Annotated in this window: 16 protein-coding genes and 1 pseudogene; 8 read left to right on the top strand and 9 right to left on the bottom strand. The window is 60.9% G+C overall.

From position 1 onward, the window contains the following. Positions 1-2 precede the first annotated feature (2 nt). The 7 genes and pseudogenes from tal to AB0P14_RS03270 all read right to left on the bottom strand — a co-directional run. Positions 3-1,115 (bottom strand): annotated as a pseudogene (gene tal, locus AB0P14_RS03300) (transaldolase); the annotation flags it as partial. Between the two features lie 134 nt (positions 1,116-1,249). Continuing rightward, positions 1,250-2,779, bottom strand: coding sequence for a PTS ascorbate transporter subunit IIC (locus AB0P14_RS03295; RefSeq protein ID WP_363837676.1), 1,530 nt, complete (start codon positions 2,777-2,779; stop codon positions 1,250-1,252). Between the two features lie 33 nt (positions 2,780-2,812). Further along, positions 2,813-3,085 (bottom strand): PTS sugar transporter subunit IIB, encoded by a 273-nt coding sequence (locus AB0P14_RS03290; RefSeq protein WP_363837674.1) that lies wholly within the window; start codon positions 3,083-3,085, stop codon positions 2,813-2,815. Positions 3,086-3,143: 58 nt separating this feature from the next. Then, entirely contained in the window at positions 3,144-3,602 is a 459-nt protein-coding gene (locus AB0P14_RS03285; RefSeq protein ID WP_363837671.1) for a PTS sugar transporter subunit IIA, read from the bottom strand. Between the two features lie 165 nt (positions 3,603-3,767). After that, positions 3,768-4,931, bottom strand: coding sequence for an ROK family protein (locus tag AB0P14_RS03280; RefSeq protein WP_363837669.1), 1,164 nt, complete (start codon positions 4,929-4,931; stop codon positions 3,768-3,770). A 307-nt stretch (positions 4,932-5,238) separates the two neighbouring features. After that, complete coding sequence (locus AB0P14_RS03275) at positions 5,239-6,093, bottom strand: HAD family hydrolase (protein WP_363837666.1); 855 nt, start codon at positions 6,091-6,093, stop codon at positions 5,239-5,241. Positions 6,094-6,192: 99 nt separating this feature from the next. After that, the gene (locus AB0P14_RS03270; protein WP_253598339.1) at positions 6,193-6,453 is read right to left on the bottom strand and encodes a metal-sensitive transcriptional regulator; all 261 of its coding nucleotides are present in this window, start codon (positions 6,451-6,453) and stop codon (positions 6,193-6,195) included. 104 nt (positions 6,454-6,557) lie between these two features. Here AB0P14_RS03270 and AB0P14_RS03265 point away from each other — a divergent pair, with 104 nt between their 5' ends. The 3 genes from AB0P14_RS03265 to AB0P14_RS03255 are packed head-to-tail and all read left to right on the top strand — an operon-like array spanning position 6,558 to position 9,240. Then, positions 6,558-6,737, top strand: a complete 180-nt coding sequence (locus AB0P14_RS03265; RefSeq protein WP_253599511.1) for a hypothetical protein — start codon at positions 6,558-6,560, stop codon at positions 6,735-6,737. 7 nt (positions 6,738-6,744) lie between these two features. Beyond that, positions 6,745-8,472 carry an FAD-dependent oxidoreductase gene (locus tag AB0P14_RS03260; protein ID WP_363837663.1) on the top strand — a complete coding sequence of 576 codons (1,728 nt, stop codon included), beginning with the start codon at positions 6,745-6,747 and terminating at the stop codon, positions 8,470-8,472. Between the two features lie 51 nt (positions 8,473-8,523). After that, positions 8,524-9,240, top strand: a complete 717-nt coding sequence (locus AB0P14_RS03255) for an SRPBCC domain-containing protein (RefSeq protein WP_363837660.1) — start codon at positions 8,524-8,526, stop codon at positions 9,238-9,240. Here the strand turns inward: AB0P14_RS03255 and AB0P14_RS03250 are convergent. Further along, positions 9,237-10,307 (bottom strand): CAP domain-containing protein, encoded by a 1,071-nt coding sequence (locus AB0P14_RS03250; RefSeq protein ID WP_363837657.1) that lies wholly within the window; start codon positions 10,305-10,307, stop codon positions 9,237-9,239. The two genes, AB0P14_RS03255 and AB0P14_RS03250, sit on opposite strands and share 4 nt — an antisense overlap. A 35-nt stretch (positions 10,308-10,342) precedes the next feature. Then, positions 10,343-10,825: a hypothetical protein gene (locus tag AB0P14_RS03245; RefSeq protein WP_363837654.1), complete on the bottom strand. Its 483-nt coding sequence runs from the start codon at positions 10,823-10,825 to the stop codon at positions 10,343-10,345. A 267-nt stretch (positions 10,826-11,092) separates the two neighbouring features. On the opposite strand from AB0P14_RS03245, the gene AB0P14_RS03240 reads away from it, so the two are divergent. The 5 genes from AB0P14_RS03240 (at position 11,093) to AB0P14_RS03220 (ending at position 17,199) form a co-directional block, all read left to right on the top strand. Then, on the top strand, positions 11,093-12,637 hold the full coding sequence (locus tag AB0P14_RS03240) for an aldehyde dehydrogenase family protein (protein WP_363837651.1): 1,545 nt from the start codon (positions 11,093-11,095) through the stop codon (positions 12,635-12,637). A gap of 7 nt (positions 12,638-12,644) precedes the next feature. Beyond that, positions 12,645-13,892, top strand: a complete 1,248-nt coding sequence (locus tag AB0P14_RS03235; RefSeq protein WP_363837648.1) for a CaiB/BaiF CoA-transferase family protein — start codon at positions 12,645-12,647, stop codon at positions 13,890-13,892. Beyond that, positions 13,885-14,697, top strand: coding sequence for an enoyl-CoA hydratase/isomerase family protein (locus AB0P14_RS03230; RefSeq protein WP_363837646.1), 813 nt, complete (start codon positions 13,885-13,887; stop codon positions 14,695-14,697). The genes AB0P14_RS03235 and AB0P14_RS03230 overlap by 8 nt, the downstream gene beginning before the upstream one ends. A gap of 208 nt (positions 14,698-14,905) precedes the next feature. Then, positions 14,906-15,538: a helix-turn-helix domain-containing protein gene (locus tag AB0P14_RS03225; protein ID WP_363837643.1), complete on the top strand. Its 633-nt coding sequence runs from the start codon at positions 14,906-14,908 to the stop codon at positions 15,536-15,538. After that, the gene (locus AB0P14_RS03220) at positions 15,535-17,199 is read left to right on the top strand and encodes an MDR family MFS transporter (RefSeq protein WP_363837641.1); all 1,665 of its coding nucleotides are present in this window, start codon (positions 15,535-15,537) and stop codon (positions 17,197-17,199) included. Before AB0P14_RS03225 ends, AB0P14_RS03220 begins: the two co-directional genes overlap by 4 nt. Positions 17,200-17,278 lie beyond the last annotated feature (79 nt).

Raw genomic sequence — 17,278 nt, 5'->3', positions numbered from 1 at the left:
CGGGCTTCGCGTGCACGTTGCAAAGCAAAATCCACATCGGTGAGCAGTTCATTCCAGCTGGCTACGAACTTCTTCAGGCCTTCGGCTTCCAAAAGTGCAGTGACCTCATCGTAGGAAACACCGAGCTTATCCAATGCCACCATGGTGTCGGCGGCGGCTTGGGTGTTGCCGGTGATCGTGTCCCCGGTAATGATGCCGTGGTCAAAGGTGGCTTGCAGGGTGGCTTCCGGCATGGTGTTAACGACGCCATCTGTGACCAGTCCACTGACGTACTTGGTGTCGGAATAGGAAGGGTTCTTGGAGCCGGTGGAGGCCCACAGCAAACGCTGCGGCACGGCCCCGAGCTCAGCCAATGCGTGCCAGCGCGCAGTGGCCACGCTGGCACGGAAAATTTGGTGGGCCAGGACGGCGTTGGCCACGGCCGCCTTGCCGGTCAATGCCAAGGCTTCCGGGGTGCTCATGGCCTCCAGCCGCGCATCAATCTCAGCATCCACCCGGGAAACGAAGAAAGACGCCACGGAGTGGATAGTGGAGAGGTCATGACCGTTCGTGACGGCCAATTCCAAGCCACTCTGGAAGGCGTCCACGACCTCGGCATAGCGAGTGAGGGAGAAGATGAGGGTGACATTGACACTGATGCCATCGCCCAGCACGGTGGTGATGGCGGCAAGGCCCTCGGTGGTTGCCGGAATCTTGACCAGGGCGTTGCTCTTGCCGACTTTGGCATGGAGTGTTCGGGCCTCGGCAACAGTGGCTTCGGTGTCCCAAGCCAGACGCGGGTCCACTTCGATGGACACCCTGCCGTCAACCCCGTTGCTCGAAGTAGCCACGGGGAAGAGGAGATCGCAGGCGTCGGTGACATCCGCCGTCGTAATTTCCCAAACGGCCTGTTCAGCAGTGGCACCCTGTGCCGCGAGAGCGGCAATGGTGGCGTCATAATCGCTGCTGGAGGTGATGGCGGCATGGAAAATACTGGGATTTGTGGTCACGCCGACCACATTCTTCTCGCTCACGAGTTCTTGCAGGCTGCCGGTGGATAGCCGTGAGCGGGAGAGATCGTCGAGCCAGATGGATACTCCTGCGTCTGACAACTGGCCGGTTGGTGTGGAAGACATGTAATTCTCCTGGACGTTTCAAGGGGTGAGCCTGCCGGGAGCGGTGTGCTCCGGGCAGGCTCACGGGGTGTTGATCAGTGGTCTGGCATCCCTGAAAAACTTTCGGATTTCAGGGAGGCCAGACGTGGTGATAGCTAGGAAGCGGCGGTTTCTGCGGCTACCTTCTGGGCGGCAAGCTCAGCCTTTGCCTTTGCAGCAATGGCAGCCTCTGCGGCCTTCTCCTCAGCCAGCCAAGCATCACGTTTGGCGCCCGGGACCCAGCCACGGTTGACGACCTTGACCTGGAAGATGATTCCGGCCGTCACCAAAACAACGGCGATCAGGACGGTCAAAACGGCGCCAAGGGCGCTGCTACCGAGCAAGCTCACACCGACCAGCGTGCCGAACCAGCCAAAGTCAGCATCACCAAAGGTGCTGTTGGCAAAGCCAAAGTCACCCAGTACCAGCAGCAGAATGGCAGGCAAGATGGTGATGATGATGCCGTTGACGAAACCGCCTACTACGGCGCCTCGGCGTCCACCAGTTGCATTGCCGTATACGCCGGCACCACCACCGGTGAAGAAGTGGGGGACCATACCGGGCAGGATCAAAGCCAAGCCAAAGGCCGGGTTCAACCAGATGGCCAGCAGGCCAAGAGCCAGCAGACCGCCAGCGAAGGAGCTCAGGAAGCCAATGAGAACTGCGTTGGCACCGAAGGGGAACACGATGGGGATATCCAGAGCCGGCTTGGCGCCGGGGACAACCTTTTCGGCGATGCCCTGGAAAGCGGGGACCAATTCGCCAAGGACGGTGCGTACACCGTAGAGAATCACAGCCACACCGACACCGAACTGCAGCGCCTGGGCCAGACCGGCCATGATGAAGGCTCCTCCATCAGCAGCACCAAAGATCGCTAAGGCTTCGTCCATGGGCAGGGCGATCAGGCCCCAGATGGTGAAGACCATATAGATGGCGATCATGGACAGGGAAGTTGCAACCATGGAATCACGCAGGAACTTCAAGCTCTGCGGGAATTTGATGTCTTCCGTTGACTTGCTGCGCTTGCCTGCAACCTGGCCGGCCGCACCGGCAGCCAAGTAGCCCAGAGAACCGAAGTGACCGATGGCGATGGAGTCGTTTCCGGTGATCTTCTTGGTCCACGGGTGAAGGAACGCCGGCATGACCACCATGATGACACCGAGCAAAAGTGCTCCGATCAACACGACTAGCCAGCCCAGGTCAGCTCCCAGACCCACCGATAGCACCACAGTGAGCATGGTGGCCATGAAGACCATGTGGTGACCCGTCAAGAACACGTACTTCAACGGGGTAAAACGGGCCAACAAGAGCATGACAACGAAGCCAAGGGTGAGCACGTAGGCGCTTTGGGCGCCAAACTCGTCTTGGGCCATGGCTGTGATGACTTCATTGGTGGGGATGACGCCCTGTGCGCCAGTGACTTTGAGAATGAGCTGACCCAAGGGATCCAGCGATCCGACCACTACGTTGGCACCCGCACCTAAGATCAGGAAGCCAATGGCTGCCTTCAAACCGCCGCCGATGACCTGACCGGCGTTCTTGCGAAGCGCCATCAGGCCCAAGGCGGTGATGATGCCGATGAGATACGCGGGGACATTGAGGATTTGTTGCCCAATGAAATTGAGTATTACTACGAGCCACTCCATAACGGATGCTCCTTTCGATGCGGGTGGGCCAGGTTACTGGAGGGCTTCGGTGATTTTGGCGGTGATCTCTTCTAGGTCAAAGAAGTTGTCGATGATGATGACCTTTGCGGGCACATCTCCGAGCTCGCCTGCCAGTTCGTCAGAGGTAAGCACGATCTCTGCTGTCTGGGCGGCACCCTTGGCAACGCCAATGTCTGCGGCTTCAACGTCTGCGTCGATGCCGAGCTTCTCAAGTACCTTTTCTGCGTTCATTTTGAGTAGTACTGAGGTGCCGATACCCATGCCGCACACTGCAACAATCTTCATGGTGGTGCCTTTCATTGAGTTTGATTCATTGATTTGATTCGAAAACTGGGGAAATGATTTAGGCTGCGGATGCTGCGTTTGTCAGAAGTGCGTGCAACTCATCTTCTGATTCGGCAGCCACCAGCTGCTCCAACTTGCCTTTTTGGGAGAGGATTCCAGCCAAAGCCTTCAAGACATCCATGTGGGTGGTGTGGTCAAGGGCGGCCAGACCGATGACAAGGGAGACTGGATCGTTTTTCGGGTGGCCGAACTCCACCGGATCCTTGAGGCTGACCCAGCTGAGCCCGCCCGTCAAAACAGCTTCGGAGGGCCGGCCGTGGGCCAAGGCAATACCCGGGGCGATCACGATGTACGGGCCGTGCTCTTCGACCACTGCAATCATTTGGTCCGTGTAGGCATCTGTTGTGGCGCCTCCAGCAACGAGGCCTGCGCCTGAGATTCGAATTGCATCGCGCCAATCCTGAGCACTCGCTTTGGTGGTGATTGAACAGAGGGCTTCAGCCAAATTAATTGCCACGGTGATTCTTTCGTCAGTGAAAAAGTGGAAGCGCCATTCCCGGAGGACTTGTGCTTGAAATCACGCTACATGCATTTAGGTCTTTTGTCTATAAATAGACCAAAGTCACTCGAGGGTGGTGCTGAGGTCGATCGGTGCGTTGCAGCGCGTTGCGCTGGGCAGTGACTATTGGGCCTTGGTGGCAGTGCGGGTAAGTCTGCTGATTCGGTCAGGGGCAAAAAGTGCATCCTGAGCAATGAGGGAGGCGCCTGTGACTCCAGCAATTGAGCCCAGTCGAGAGGGTTCCACCACGAGTCCCTTCAGTGAGTACTCTCTGGCGCCTGCAAAAATGGCTTCCCGGATGGTTGCCACAAAGGCCTCGCCTGCCTGAGCCAGGTTTCCGCCAACGATCACTGCCTGAGGATTGAGCAGACCCACCACGCCGGCCAATGTCTGGCCGATGTAGGTGCCATGTTTGGATAGCAGCCGCAAGACTTCTCCGTCTCCAACCCGTGCAAGATCGACGATGTCCTGGCTGGTGCGTACCTTGTAGCCCAGAGCGCGTAGTTCCTTTCGAATGACGCCGCCACTGGCTACGAGCTCAAGGCGCTGGAGGCGTCCGCCATTGGCGGTGGGCCAGCTTAGATCGCCGGCTCCACCCCGGGATCCTTGATAAATGGAGCCGTCGAGCACAAACGCAGAACCAAGTCCGATACCTGCCTTGAGAACTACAACATCTCGGTACTCGCGCCACCCTCGCCGGGCTTCAGCGAGTGCTAAGACGTTGACGTCCCTATCGACCGCGAAGACCGCGTGACCGTATCGCTCCGCGAAAAACTCCCGAACCAAAACGTTTTCCCATTGCGGGTCTAGTTGAGGGCTACCCAGTCGACCGCTCTCAAAGTCCACAGGGCCGGGGACGCCCACGCCAATTCCTACCACGTCCTGGTGGCTCTTATTGAGGCGGCCTAGCATGTGGTCAAAGACTTGACCTGCCCAGTCAAAGATCTCTGTGGGGCCTTCGCTCGGGGCAATGTCGGCTTCGTCTTCGATGAGGACATTGGAGACCAGATCGGTGATGGCCAATCGGGTATGGGACCCGCCGATATCGACGGCTAGGAGGAGGCCGGCGTCGGGATTGACGGCAAACTCTTCCGCAGGTCGCCCGCCTTGGGAATCTGATTGACCCACGCTGATGATGATCTTAGCTTCTAGGAGTTCGTCCAAGCGCTTGGCTAAGGTGATTCTCGACCAGCCAAGCTGGTTGATTAGGCTGCGGCGCGAGGTGGCCTGACCGGAACGAATGAGGCTCAAAGCAACTCCGGAGCCAGTGGCGAATGCGTGCTGCATGAGTTCCTGTTCCTTTTCTGCTGGCTGACCGGAATCTGCCACTGCTAATAACTTATGGATATTTTTATACCAAAGGTAGCAGGGTATGGCTTGCCGGGACAGAGCCTGCCGGTTAGAGCTACCGGTCCGGGATAGTTTATGCGCACGCAACGCGGGGTGGGGTTGCGGTGCTGTGAGTGTGCCGCAGCTGCGGCGCCCTGGGTTGCGCATACGCAAAGTCGCAGGGCAGCGCAGCGCAGGGCAGGGGCAGGATTCGGAGGTCGGCGCTCGCCGCCTATATCGATACTGAGATCAGCCGACGAGCCACTTAGATCAGGCCAAGCTCGGAAAACGCGGTGGCGATGCCCAATTCGCTGGGCCGCGGTGCCGTACGGTCGGCGATGGCGAGCAACTCGGGGGAGGAGCCTTCAATGGCCACACCAAGGCCTGCGAAGGCCAACATTTCAAGGTCGTTCTGGCCATCGCCAAAGGCAATAGAATCTGATTTGGGGATGTCGAAGTGGGCAATGACGGCAGCAACGCCGTCGGCCTTGCTGATGCCGCGCTGAAAAAGCTCACCGGCGTGCGGGCCCTCGGCAGCGATGGAGTTTGCCACGACGTCAATGTCCTCACCGATCGCGTTGACCAGATCCGCCATGGGGACGGGTGATTCGAAGACGGAGATTTTCGCAAAGCTCAGCCCGCTGCGATTCGTGAAGCTGGTCAGCGAGCCAACGATGGATGAGGATGCAGTGGGCTGATCCGCAGGAGCGCTGGCAAAGTGTGCGGCAATATGAGCCCGGAGCCGGTCTTCGGCGGCTGCCGGGACACGGACGGAATCCTGTGCTTCCAGGATATAAACTGCGTCGTGGGCGTCAAGAACATCCAGTGCTCGGGAGGTCAGATCCGCCGAGAACGTGGAGTTGATGAGCGCCTCATCGCCTACTTGGGCGTATGCACCGGCACTTGCCACCACGCCGTCAAAACCGGCACCCAGGATACTATCCGGCAGCATGGGAAGCGGGCGGCCGGTGCAAATAAAGACCTTGTGACCTGCCGCTCGAGCCTGCCGGACGGCGCTCACATGGCCTTCCGGGACGACCCCAAAATCTGCGTAGGTGCCGTCAACATCAAGAAAAATGGCGCGGGTGGTGTGTGCAGTGGCGAGAATGTTGGCGTTCATGATCACGGAGTCTACCTGCGTCAGATGAATGCGGGATGACCGGGTACCTCCAGTTTGGTCCATGCGCCCGTCAGTTGCTCTGGTCCACGTGCCCGTTCGCTACGCCAAGGACAGGAACAGCTTTTCCAGCTTTCCGCTGTCCAAGTCTTCGCCTTGGCCAGAGGCTAGGCACTCCTTCAAACTGCCTGCTACTAAACCAAAGCCAGCACGGTCTAGCGCCTTTCCGACGGCGGCCATCTGCATGACGATGTCCTCGCAATCGCGGCCCTCTTCAAGCATGCGAATGATGCCGGCCAATTGTCCATTGGCGCGGCGGAGCCGGTTAATGATGGGTTTTGAAGCTTCCTCAGACAGTTGCATGATGCCCCTTTGTGGTTCTATGTCGTTTTGACAGCATACCCCAGGGGGTATGTATTCTGGAAACATCAGATACCCATGGGGGTATCGCAAATGAGGAGAAAACCATGTGCCGTGCCGTGAAATGCCGTTCCTGCAACAAGACCACTTGGGCGGGGTGTGGCAGTCACGTGGATGACGTCATGCGCCACATCCCGAAGGCTGAGCGCTGCTCCTGCGACCCGAATGCACCCAAGAAGGCCAAAGAAGTGTCCGGCTGGTTCGCCAAGATCTTCGGCGGAAAGTAAACACACCATGACCTCGAATCAATTGCGCGTTGTCATCGTGGGCGGTGTTGCCGGTGGCATGTCTGCTGCCACCCGCCTGCGTCGTAACGACGAATTTGCCGTCATCACTGTCTTTGAACGCGGCGAGCATGTCTCCTTCGCCAACTGCGGCCTGCCATATCACGTGGGCGGAGTCATTGCCGAGCGCGATGCTTTGCTGCTGCAAAGCCCGCAATCACTGAAGTCCCGCTTCAACATCGATGTGCATACTCGCCATGAGGTCACCGCCGTGAATGCGGCACAGAAGACCGTGACTGTCCGGAACCTTCTCACAGGTGAGAGTTTTGAGCAGGCCTATGACGCCCTCGTGTTGTCCACCGGCGCCAAGCCAGTCCGGCCCGAGCTGCCCGGTATTGAACGTGCCCACACCCTACGCGACGTGGCCGATGTAGATGCCATCATGGCAGAACTTACGGCCATGGAAGCCGGTTCCAGCGTGCCCTTGCATGCCGCGATTCTTGGTGGTGGTTTCATTGGTCTGGAGCTGGCTGAAAACCTTGCCCTTCGTGGCGTGGAAGTGACCCTGCTGCAGTCGGGTCCGCAGATCCTGGCCCCGTTGGATCCCGAAATGGTGATCCCTGTGGTGGAACGGCTGATGGCCAATGGCGTCAAGGTACGCACGAATGTGCTCACCGAGACGGTGGAGAAGTACGACATCATCCTCACCGACGGAACGCGTATCGCCGCGGATCTGGTGATCACCGCCACTGGCGTGCGTCCGGAAAGCTGGCTGGCGAAAGCTGCCGGTCTGGCGGTGGGCGCTCACGGGGGAGTGGTTGTGGACGAATCCCAGCGGACCAGCGACCCATTTATTTACGCAGTCGGTGACGCAGCTGAAAAGCGCGACGCCGTTTCCGGTGAACCCACGCTGGTGCCTCTGGCACAAACGGCGAACCGGCACGGGCGCCTCGTGGCGGACGTCATCACAGGCCGGGCCGTGCGATCGGCCGCGGTCCTGGGCACCGCCGTCGTCGGTGTCTTTGGCATGACCGCAGCCATGAGCGGCTGGAATGAGAAGCGCCTGCGGGCTGCCGGGCGGGTGTACCGCGCCATTCATTCGCACCCTGCCAACCACGCCCGCTACTACCCGGGCGCCACGCAAATGTCACTGAAACTGCTGGTGGATCCGGTCACGGACGCCATACTCGGCGTGCAGGGCGTGGGCGGCGACGGTGTAGATAAGCGCATCGACGTCATAGCGACGGCCATGCGCGCCGGCATGAGTGCTAGTGAACTTGCTGACCTTGAGTTGGCTTATGCGCCGCAATTTGGCTCGGCCAAGGATCCCGTGAACATGCTCGGAATGATCGCCGACAACCTGGCCGCGGGCGTAGTGAGCACCGTGCAATGGCACGAACTCTCCGACGCCGTGGCTGCCGGCGCGCACCTGATTGACGTGCGCACGGCCGGTGAATTTGCCGCCGGAGCCATTGCTGGAGCCGTGAATATCCCGGTGGACGAGCTTCGTGAACGGCACGGTGAGCTGCCCGCCGGACCCTTGGTGGTCCACTGCGCCGTTGGTCAGCGCGGCAATACGGCGGCACGGATTCTGACGCATCTGGGCTTCACCGTCAGCAACCTCGACGGCGGATTCCTCACCTGGCACCGTGGGATGCGGGCCCAGAACTCGATGCGTGGGACGGCCTTTAGGGCGGGAGCGCCGCGTGAAGCTCAAGCTGCAGTTATTGCTGGATAGGGCTGGAAAGAGGTTCTGGGCAAAGCAAATTCTCGGTGTAAGACTGGAGCTATGAATAGCAAAGAGTTCACGATTGTGCACGAGACGGAGATCGAGGGGACGCCGGAGCAGGTGTTTGAGGCCGCTCACGGTGGCACATCCGGGTGGATGTGGCCCATGGAGATTGAGCCGAAACTTGGCGGCGCGGGGCCTTTTGGCAGCACCGTCACCGTGTGGGACCCGCCGCGCCGCTACGCCAACCGGATGGACGGTGAGGGCGGCTTCTTCAACCAGCTCGAGTTTGATATTTCCGAGCTACCGGACGGAAAGTCGTGGCTGCGGTACGTCCACAGCGGGGTGTTCTTTGAAGATTGGGATAACCAGTACGACGGCGCCGCCAAACACACCGCCTTCTACCTGCACACCCTGGGCCAGTACGTGCAGTATTTTGCGGGTCGTCAGGCGGCGTTCGCGGACGTGCAAGGGCCGGCCGTTTCCTCTGCGCCGGAGGCCTTTGACGCGGTCAAGGCCGCGCTGGGAATTCACGACGCCGGAGCCGGGGGACACGTCTGCGTCGCCATTGCGGGGCTCGGCACCGTGGACGCCGTGGTGGACTACCTGCACCCGAACTTCGTGGGGTTGCGCACCGAGGATGCCATGATTCGGTTCTTTGGCCGCAACGCCTTTGGTGCCGTGGTGGGCATGACCGTGCATTTGTTTGCAGAGGGTGCGGACGCTGAGTCCGCCGGCGCGGCCTGGGGTGCGTGGTTGAACGGGCTGTATAGCTAGCTGCCCAGCTTCAGCGCAGACCAGCCACCAGTACCGATCTGCAACTTAGAACCCCAGGAGTTGCGCAGGATCGGGTAGTACAAGAGGTTGCCGTTATTGGAGCGGGCAAGGACGCCGTAACTGCCCGCGCCCACGTGATTGGCGATGCCGGAAAGGTGGGTCATCGAGCCCCACCCGGTCCCCACCACCCGGCGGGCTTCACTGATGAATCCACCGGAGCCATTGCCGCGGTAGAGCAGCAACTTTCCAGCCGAGGTGCGAGCCAGTAGGTCTTGCTTCTTATCACCGTCAAAGTCGGCGGCAATGATGGTTAACGATCCCCAGCCATTGCCAATCTGCTGGCGTGCACCGAACCGAATACCGTCAAGGTTTGGGTAGAGGAAGAGCTGCCCGGTCGTGCGACTTTTTGCGACGATGGACGGATACACCGAGCCTGACTTCCACTTCGTGATGACAACCTCAAACGGTCCCCATCCTGAACCGATCTTTTGCGCAGCCTTCAAGGTGCCGTTGGCCTGGCCGAAGCTGGCCGTGAGCCGGCCATCGGCCCATACCGCGACCAAGTCTTGGCGGCCATCGTTGTTGTAGTCCACCACTGTCAACTGCTGAACTCCGGACCAGCCTGCGGAGATGAACTTGCTCTTCCACAAATCACCGCCTTTGGCGGAGGGGTAGGCGTACAGGTCACTGGCGGAGTTCACGGCAGCGACGTCGCCTGCTGCAAGGACAGGTCCAGAGCTTGGTGCCGGGGTGGTCGGGGCGGGCGTGGGGGTCGGTGCGGGAGCGACCGGTGTTGTCGGCGCAGGCGTAGGCGTTTTTGCCGGGTACCTGGCCAAGTTGCCCGCGACCACAGTCATACCGCTCCAGCCAGCCTTGCTGGTTTTGATGTAGCCCAGCCCAAAGTCAGTGAATCGTTTATCCATCAGCGCTGCGCGGTGGCCGGGGGAGTTCATCCACCAGTCAACAATCTGTTCGGCCGTGTTGTTGATACCGATAATTTTCGAGTACGTGTCAAAACCGGCAGGGAGGAGAGAGGTACCGTAATCCGGACGATGCAGCTTGGCCATGTCCAGTGTGTCAGTGTTGATGTGCCCGTTCAACTTCAGGACCCACTCTTGCGAGCTTGCGAGCCAGCGCTAATAGCCGTGTTCAGGACCAGCGGGGCTGCGCCGTTTTGGGCGCGGTAGCTATTGGCCCTAGCCAAGACCTTCGCGATAAAAACAACTTTGGCATCGGGGACATAGATACCGGCCAGCACTCGAGCTCCAGGACTCTTGGCCGGTGTAGTTGCGGCGGGGTCTGCCGTCATGATGGGCGACGAGGAGGCAATGGCTGCCGCCGTTCCATCAGCCGGGGCTGTTCCGTCAGCCGGAGTCGGTACGGCACCCGTGCTTGTGGCGGGGAGGGCAGAAGCGGCCGGTGAGGGATCCGCCGTCGTACGCGGGGTTGAAAAGGGTGCGGCGGAAGCGGCCGGTGATGGGCTTGAAGGAGCCGTCGGAGATTGTGCCAAGGCAGGGGAAAAACCCGAGGCCGCAAGGACGGCCGACGCCGCAACGGCGCACAGCAGTGGGGCAATTTTTCGCATGGTGAATCCTCCGGGACTGCGATGGATGGTGGCGCTTTCGAGACAAAGATGCGTTTTCATACCATCCGGACCGTCAATAGCTACTGGTCCAGTGTCCAGATCACGTACGTTTTCGTGGGAAATTCGGGGTGAATGGGCGCTGAGGCGTACATGATTTGGACAGTCACGGCCGCGCCGCAGTTGCAAGCAGGGCGTGCGTGTGTGAGCGTGGACTTGGCGGCCCACACCCATGGCCGCGGCACTTGATAAAGCAAAGGGGCTTTCGTCATGACAACGCACACACCCACCACGTCCTCACCCGAGCACGCCGTCGAAGACCATCCCATGTGGGTAGGCGGGGAACCCGTCACCTCGTTGCGGGAGCAATGGCACCAGGTCCACAACCCGGCGCGCCGCGAATCAGTGATTGCGCGCGTACCTGCAGGCACCGTCGAGGACGTGGACAGGGCCGTCGTTGCCGCCCGAAAAGCCTTCCCGGCTTGGCGCGCACTGCATTTCACCGGCCGCGCCCAAGCCCTGCTGGCCATCGCCGACGAGCTCGAATCCCGCATCGAAGAATTCGCCCGGCTCACCGCACTGGACACCGGCAACGCGTTGCGCACCCAGGCCCGGCCAGAAGCCACCAACCTCGTGGCCATGTTCCGCTATTTCGCCGGAGTGGCCGGGGAAGTCAAGGGACACACCCTGCCCGCGGGCGAGAACCAGTTGCAATACACCCGGCTGGAACCTCTCGGCGTGGTCGCGGCTATCCTGCCGTGGAACTCCCCGCTCATGATCGCCGCGTTCAAGGTGCCCGCCGCGCTCGCCGCCGGCAACACCGTGATCCTCAAGGCCGCCGAGGATGCCCCGCTGACCATCTTGTTGCTGGCTGAAGTCTGCAGTAAGCACCTGCCTGCCGGGGTGCTCAACGCTCTGACCGGCAGCGGTTCGATCATCGGCGAGGCGTTGGCCCTGCATCCCGGCGTGGACAAGGTTTCCTTCACCGGCTCCACCGCGGTGGGCCGGCGCGTGGGCGGACAGGCTGGCGCCCGGTTGGCTCACCAGTCGCTGGAACTGGGCGGGAAGAACCCCTCCATCGTGTTCCCCGACGCGCTGTCCTCCGCTGCAGCCACCTCCGCCTCCTCTGCCACGGACGACGACGAACTGTACTCAGGCCTGCTGCTCGCCTCGCGCTTCACTCGCCAGGGGCAAAGCTGCACGGCCGGTTCACGACTGTACGTGCATGAAGAGATTTTCGACGAGGTGGTGGGAACCCTCAGCTCAGGGCTCGACGCCTTGACGGTGGGCGACCCTCTGGATGAGGCCACCGATATGGGTGCCGTCATCAACGCAAAACAGCACAGTGCCATCAGCAACTTCCTCGACGAGGGTCGCAACACGCCCGGCATGAAGGCCGTGATCGGCGGCTCTGAACCAGCGGAAGGTCCCTTGACTGAGGGCTACTACCACCTGCCCACCCTGTTTACCGGGGCTCGAAACGACTTCAGGATTGCCCGCGAGGAAATCTTCGGCCCCGTCCTGGTTGCCATCCCGTGGCGCACCGTGGATGAGGTCGTGGAGATGGCGAACGACACTAACTACGGCTTGGCCGCCTACGTCTGGAGCCACAACCTCGACGACGCTCTCAACACCGCGCACCGCCTCGAAGCTGGCTGGGTGCAGATCAACCAGGGTGGTGGGCAGGTGCCGGGACAGTCGTACGGCGGCTACAAGCAAAGCGGCATTGGCCGGGAAGTCTCGCTTGAAGGGATGCTCGCTGGCTTCACCCAAACCAAGCAGATCAACGTGAAGCTGCGGGGCACAGGTGCCTGAGGCGCAAGTGTCTGTGAACCCACCCGCTTTGCCGCTCGCCGGCGTCAAGGTCATGGATCTGTCCCGCGCGCTGGCAGGGCCCTATGCGGCGTCGTTGTTGTCCGATATGGGTGCGACCATCATCAAGGTGGAGAGCATTAAGGGTGGGGATTCGGCTCGCAGCTGGGCCCCGTTCGACGGTGATCACTCCCTCTACTTTGACTCCGCCAACCGCGGCAAGAGCTCCATCGCCGTGGACTTTTACACCCCCGCAGGTAAGAAGATCCTCTGGGACCTGGCCGTTGCCAGCGATGTCCTGATTGAGAATTTCCGGCCCGGCGTCCTGAACTCCACCGGTCTTGACCCGGAGCTGCTGCGCGCAGCAAACCCGTCCCTGATCATTGCCTCGGTCACGGGGTTCGGACCCACTGGGCCGCTGAGCCAAGCGGCCGGGCTGGATCAGGTGGCACAGGGGATGAGCGGTCTGATGTCGGTCACGGGTCTGGACGCCGAAAACATGTACCGGGTGGGTGTGCCCATCGTGGACCTGGTCACCGGCATCTACACGGCCTTCGGCGTTGCCTCGGCCCTGGCCGGGCGCAAGGAGGGCGGGGCCGGGAGTGCTGTCTCGGCGTCGTTGTTGGAAACGGGGCTCTCGCTGTCAGCCTTCCAGGGCCAGCAATATCTGAGCACGGGGGAGGTGCCGGTGCCGCGCGGGAACAACCACCCGGTGCTCTCGCCGTACGGGGTGTTCAAGAGTGCCGATATTCCGCTGATCATCGCCGTGGGCAGCGAGAAACAGTGGGTACAACTGTGCGCGCTGCTGGGTGCCCCGGAGCTGGCGGAGCACCCCGATTACGCCACGAGCCGGTTGCGCACCGTGCATCGGGAGGCGCTGCGCGAGTTGATCGATGGCTTGCTGGCACGTCAGACCGCGGCGCAATGGCTGGCCGATCTACGCGCCGAGGGCATCCCCGCCGGCCCCATTTACAACTACGAGCAGGCGTTTGCCGACCCCCAGGTACAGCATCTGCAGATGGTGCAAACGGTGCAGCGCAGCGATGGGACGGCCCTGCCGCTGCTGCGCGGCCCGGTCTCGGTCAATGGCCGCGCGCCCGTTGTGGCGAAGGCGCCGCCGGCGCTTGGGCAGGACACCCTAGCCATATTGGAGGGGCTGGGGTTGTCCGCGGAGCAAATTACCGGGTTGATGGAGGCTGGCGTGGTGTACGACGGAGCACCCTCCTCAGTGCCCACCGGTGAGGTGCCCCGTGGTTGAGAGGGGAAACGGAACGCTCCGGGTTGAACGGCAAGGGCCTGTGGCGTGGCTCATCATGGACAACTCGAGCATGCGCAACGCCATCACGGCGGCGATGTGGCAACAGTTTCCGCCGTTGCTGGAAGAACTGGAAGCCGAGGAAGCCGTGAAGGTTGTGGTGGTGCGCGGGGCTGGCGAACACTTTTCCGCCGGGGCCGACATTGCCTCCGTGCAAAAGATTTTGCACAACCCCGCCACTGGACACCGGGACGGTGGGGACGTTAGCGCCGCCGAAAACGCACTCGCAGCGTTTCGCAAACCGGTCATTGCCGCGATCGACGGCTATTGCGTGGGCGGCGGCTGGCAGATCGCCGGTGCCTGCGACATCCGGCTCGCCTCCAGCCGTGCCCAGTACGGGATCACCCCGGGCAAGATCGGCATTGTGTATCCGCTCTCCGGGATCAAGCGGCTCGTGGAACTGGCGGGCCCGGCCGCAGCCAAGTACTTGCTACTCAGCGGCGACTTGGTGGATGCCCAGGAAGCGTTGCGGCTGGGGATGGCCACGAAGGTGTTGGCCGTGGACACTCTGTGGGATGAAGTGCATTCCTATGCTCTGCATCTGGCAGCGCGCTCGCAGTTCTCGGCGCAGGGTCACAAGGCCCTCATCAATGCGCTGAGTTCAGGTGCCAGCGAGGCTGAAGTGGAACAGCTCAGCGCTTATTGGCAGGGGCAGATGGCCATTAGCGACGACGCCGCGATCGGGGTCGCTGCGTTTCTAGCCAAGGAAACTCCGAAATTCACGTGGCTGCGCCCGCGCGAGGACTAGCGGCGGTGGGCTGCGCGGCAATAACGTCCCGGCAATGACCACCCCAGCAATAACTGCGCCCCGGAACCAATCCCATCCTGGTTCCGGGGCGCAGCTGTTGACGAAGTGCCGCAATTCTCGCCAATAGAGGACCTGCAGTGACGCAAAACATGCCCCAATGCAAACTTTGCACTTGTGCAATGTTTGCGCCAGTGCATAAACTGTAGTCATGCAAAAAACCCCCACAGTGCCGCTGCGTGAGCGGAACCGGCTAGACACTTGGGCGCTGATTCATGACAAGGCCTCGGCTTTAGCTCTTGAAGAGGGCCTGACTAAAACCACAGTGGAGGCCATTGCCGAAGCTGCCGGCATCTCCAAGCGGACGTTCTTCAACTACTTCGCCACGAAGGAAGACGCCATCATGGGCACCCAGCCGCCCACGCTGCCCGATGAGGCCGTGGCCGCGTTCCATGCGGACAGCCAAGATGATCTCTTTGGCCGCACCGTCCGTCTGATGGTTGCGGTGATCCGCTCTATGTTCCCGGAAGCATCGCAACAGGCGCGCCGCAAGGAACTCAAGAACAAATACCCTGAGCTCGCGCGCACCGTCTTCCTGCACGTCTCCGCCTCCGAGCTCTTGGTCGAATCAATCCTGATGGACCGCTATGACGACGCCGATCCTGAATTTGCCCGTGCCGGAGTACCTAGCGGTCGTGACGGAGCGAAAGCCCTATTGATGCTTGCCGGAACCGCTATGCGCTTCGCATTCAGCCGCAACCCAAGTGCCGTCTCCGCCGGCGAGACCAAAGCTGTGGATGAGTCCATTGAAATTTTCCGAGAGGCAATCAAAGCAACTTTATGAGTGCTCAAACCAAAGTTGAAACGCTGGTCGATCCCGGCGAGAAACGTAAAATAGTTCTCTTGTTCGCAGGCCTCATGGTCACCATGTTGCTGGCGTCTCTGAACCAGACTGTCCTCTCGACAGCGCTGCCCACCATGGTGGGCGAGTTGAACGGCGTCGAGCATATGGCGTGGGCCATCACCGCGTTCATTCTGGCGTCCACCATCATGATGCCGGTTTACGGCAAGCTGGGTGACCTCTTGGGCCGCAAGCCCATGCTGCTGTTCGCCATCTCCATCTTTACCATTGGTTCCGTCATTGGTGCGCTGGCTCCGGACATGAGCACACTGATCGTGGCCCGCGTCATTCAGGGTCTTGGTGGTGGTGGCTTGATGATTCTTTCCCAGGCAACCATTGCCGACGTCGTTCCTGCCCGCGAACGCGGCAAGTACATGGGTATCATGGGCGGCGTCTTCGCCTTCTCGTCGGTGGCAGGTCCGCTGATTGGCGGCGGGTTGACTGAGGGGCCGGGCTGGCGCTGGGCGTTCTGGATGAACGTGCCGCTGGCAGTTCTAGCCATCTTCGCCACCATCTTCTTGCTGCATGTGCCGAAGATTGTGCACGCAACACGACCCAAGATCGACTACTTGGGCATGATGCTCATTGCCCTCGCCACCACCGCACTGGTTCTGGTGGGCACCTGGGGCGGTTCACAGTATGACTGGAATTCGCCTGAAATTCTGGGTCTCGCTGCCGCCGCCATCGTCTTTGGTGTGCTGTTTGTCTTCGTGGAGCTGCGTGCCAGCGAACCGGTCATGCCCATGATGCTGTTCAAGAGCCGTAACTTCAACCTGACAACCATTGCCGGCCTGCTCACGGGCATCGCCATGTTCGGCGTGCTTGGCTACATGCCAACGTACATTCAGATGGCCACAGGCTTCTCGGCAGCTCAGGCGGGCCTGCTCATGATTCCCATGATGGGCTGCATGCTGATCGTCTCGGTTGTTGTGGGCCGTCGCGTCTCAACCACGGGCCGGTACAAGGTTGCCCCGATCGTTGGCTCCTTTATTTTGGCTGTGTCATTGGCTCTGATGGCCACACTCCATGCCGATTCGCCCGTCTACCTCATCTGCGTCTACATGGGCATCATGGGCATTGGGCTCGGGGCCAGCATGCAAATCATGACGCTGGTGGCGCAAAACTCCTTCCCGTTGAAGTTTGTTGGCACGGCCACCGCCGGGCAGAACTACTTCCGCCAGGTCGGTGCCACGCTTGGTTCCGCCGTTGTGGGTGCCATGTTCGCCACCCGCCTGCATGAGCTCGTCGCCGAGAAGATCCCCGGAGGCACAGGCGGCGGCGGTGCCAGCTCCTTCACCCCGCACCTGGTCAACGCCCTGCCGGATCCCATCAAGAAGCTTGTGATCGAGTCCTACAATGAGGCCCTGATCCCGTTGTTCCTCTTCATGGTGCCCCTAGCCGTCATTGCCGCGATCATCCTTTGCTTCGTCAAGGAGGTGCCGCTGTCCACCAAGCTGGACCGCGAAGCCCCCGTGGAACTCACCTCTGAAATGGCCGAGTTCGAGGCGGATGTCATCGAAGCCGATGCGAAAGGTGGCCCCATGACTCACGACGCCGGACGCGACGACGAGTTTGAGACGGCGGCTTCCAGCTCTCCCAAGTAAGGGACGCCACGCCAACCGCAGAAGCCACCGTTGAGAAGCCAAGGGCATGAATTCACAAGATTTCGTGCCGTTGGCTTCT

This window comes from Specibacter sp. NPDC078709 (assembly GCF_040686795.1).
Taxonomy (GTDB): Bacteria; Actinomycetota; Actinomycetes; order Actinomycetales; family Micrococcaceae; genus Specibacter.
The sequence above is the reverse complement of the archived record's forward strand: the minus strand, read 5'-3'. Positions and strand labels throughout refer to the sequence as shown.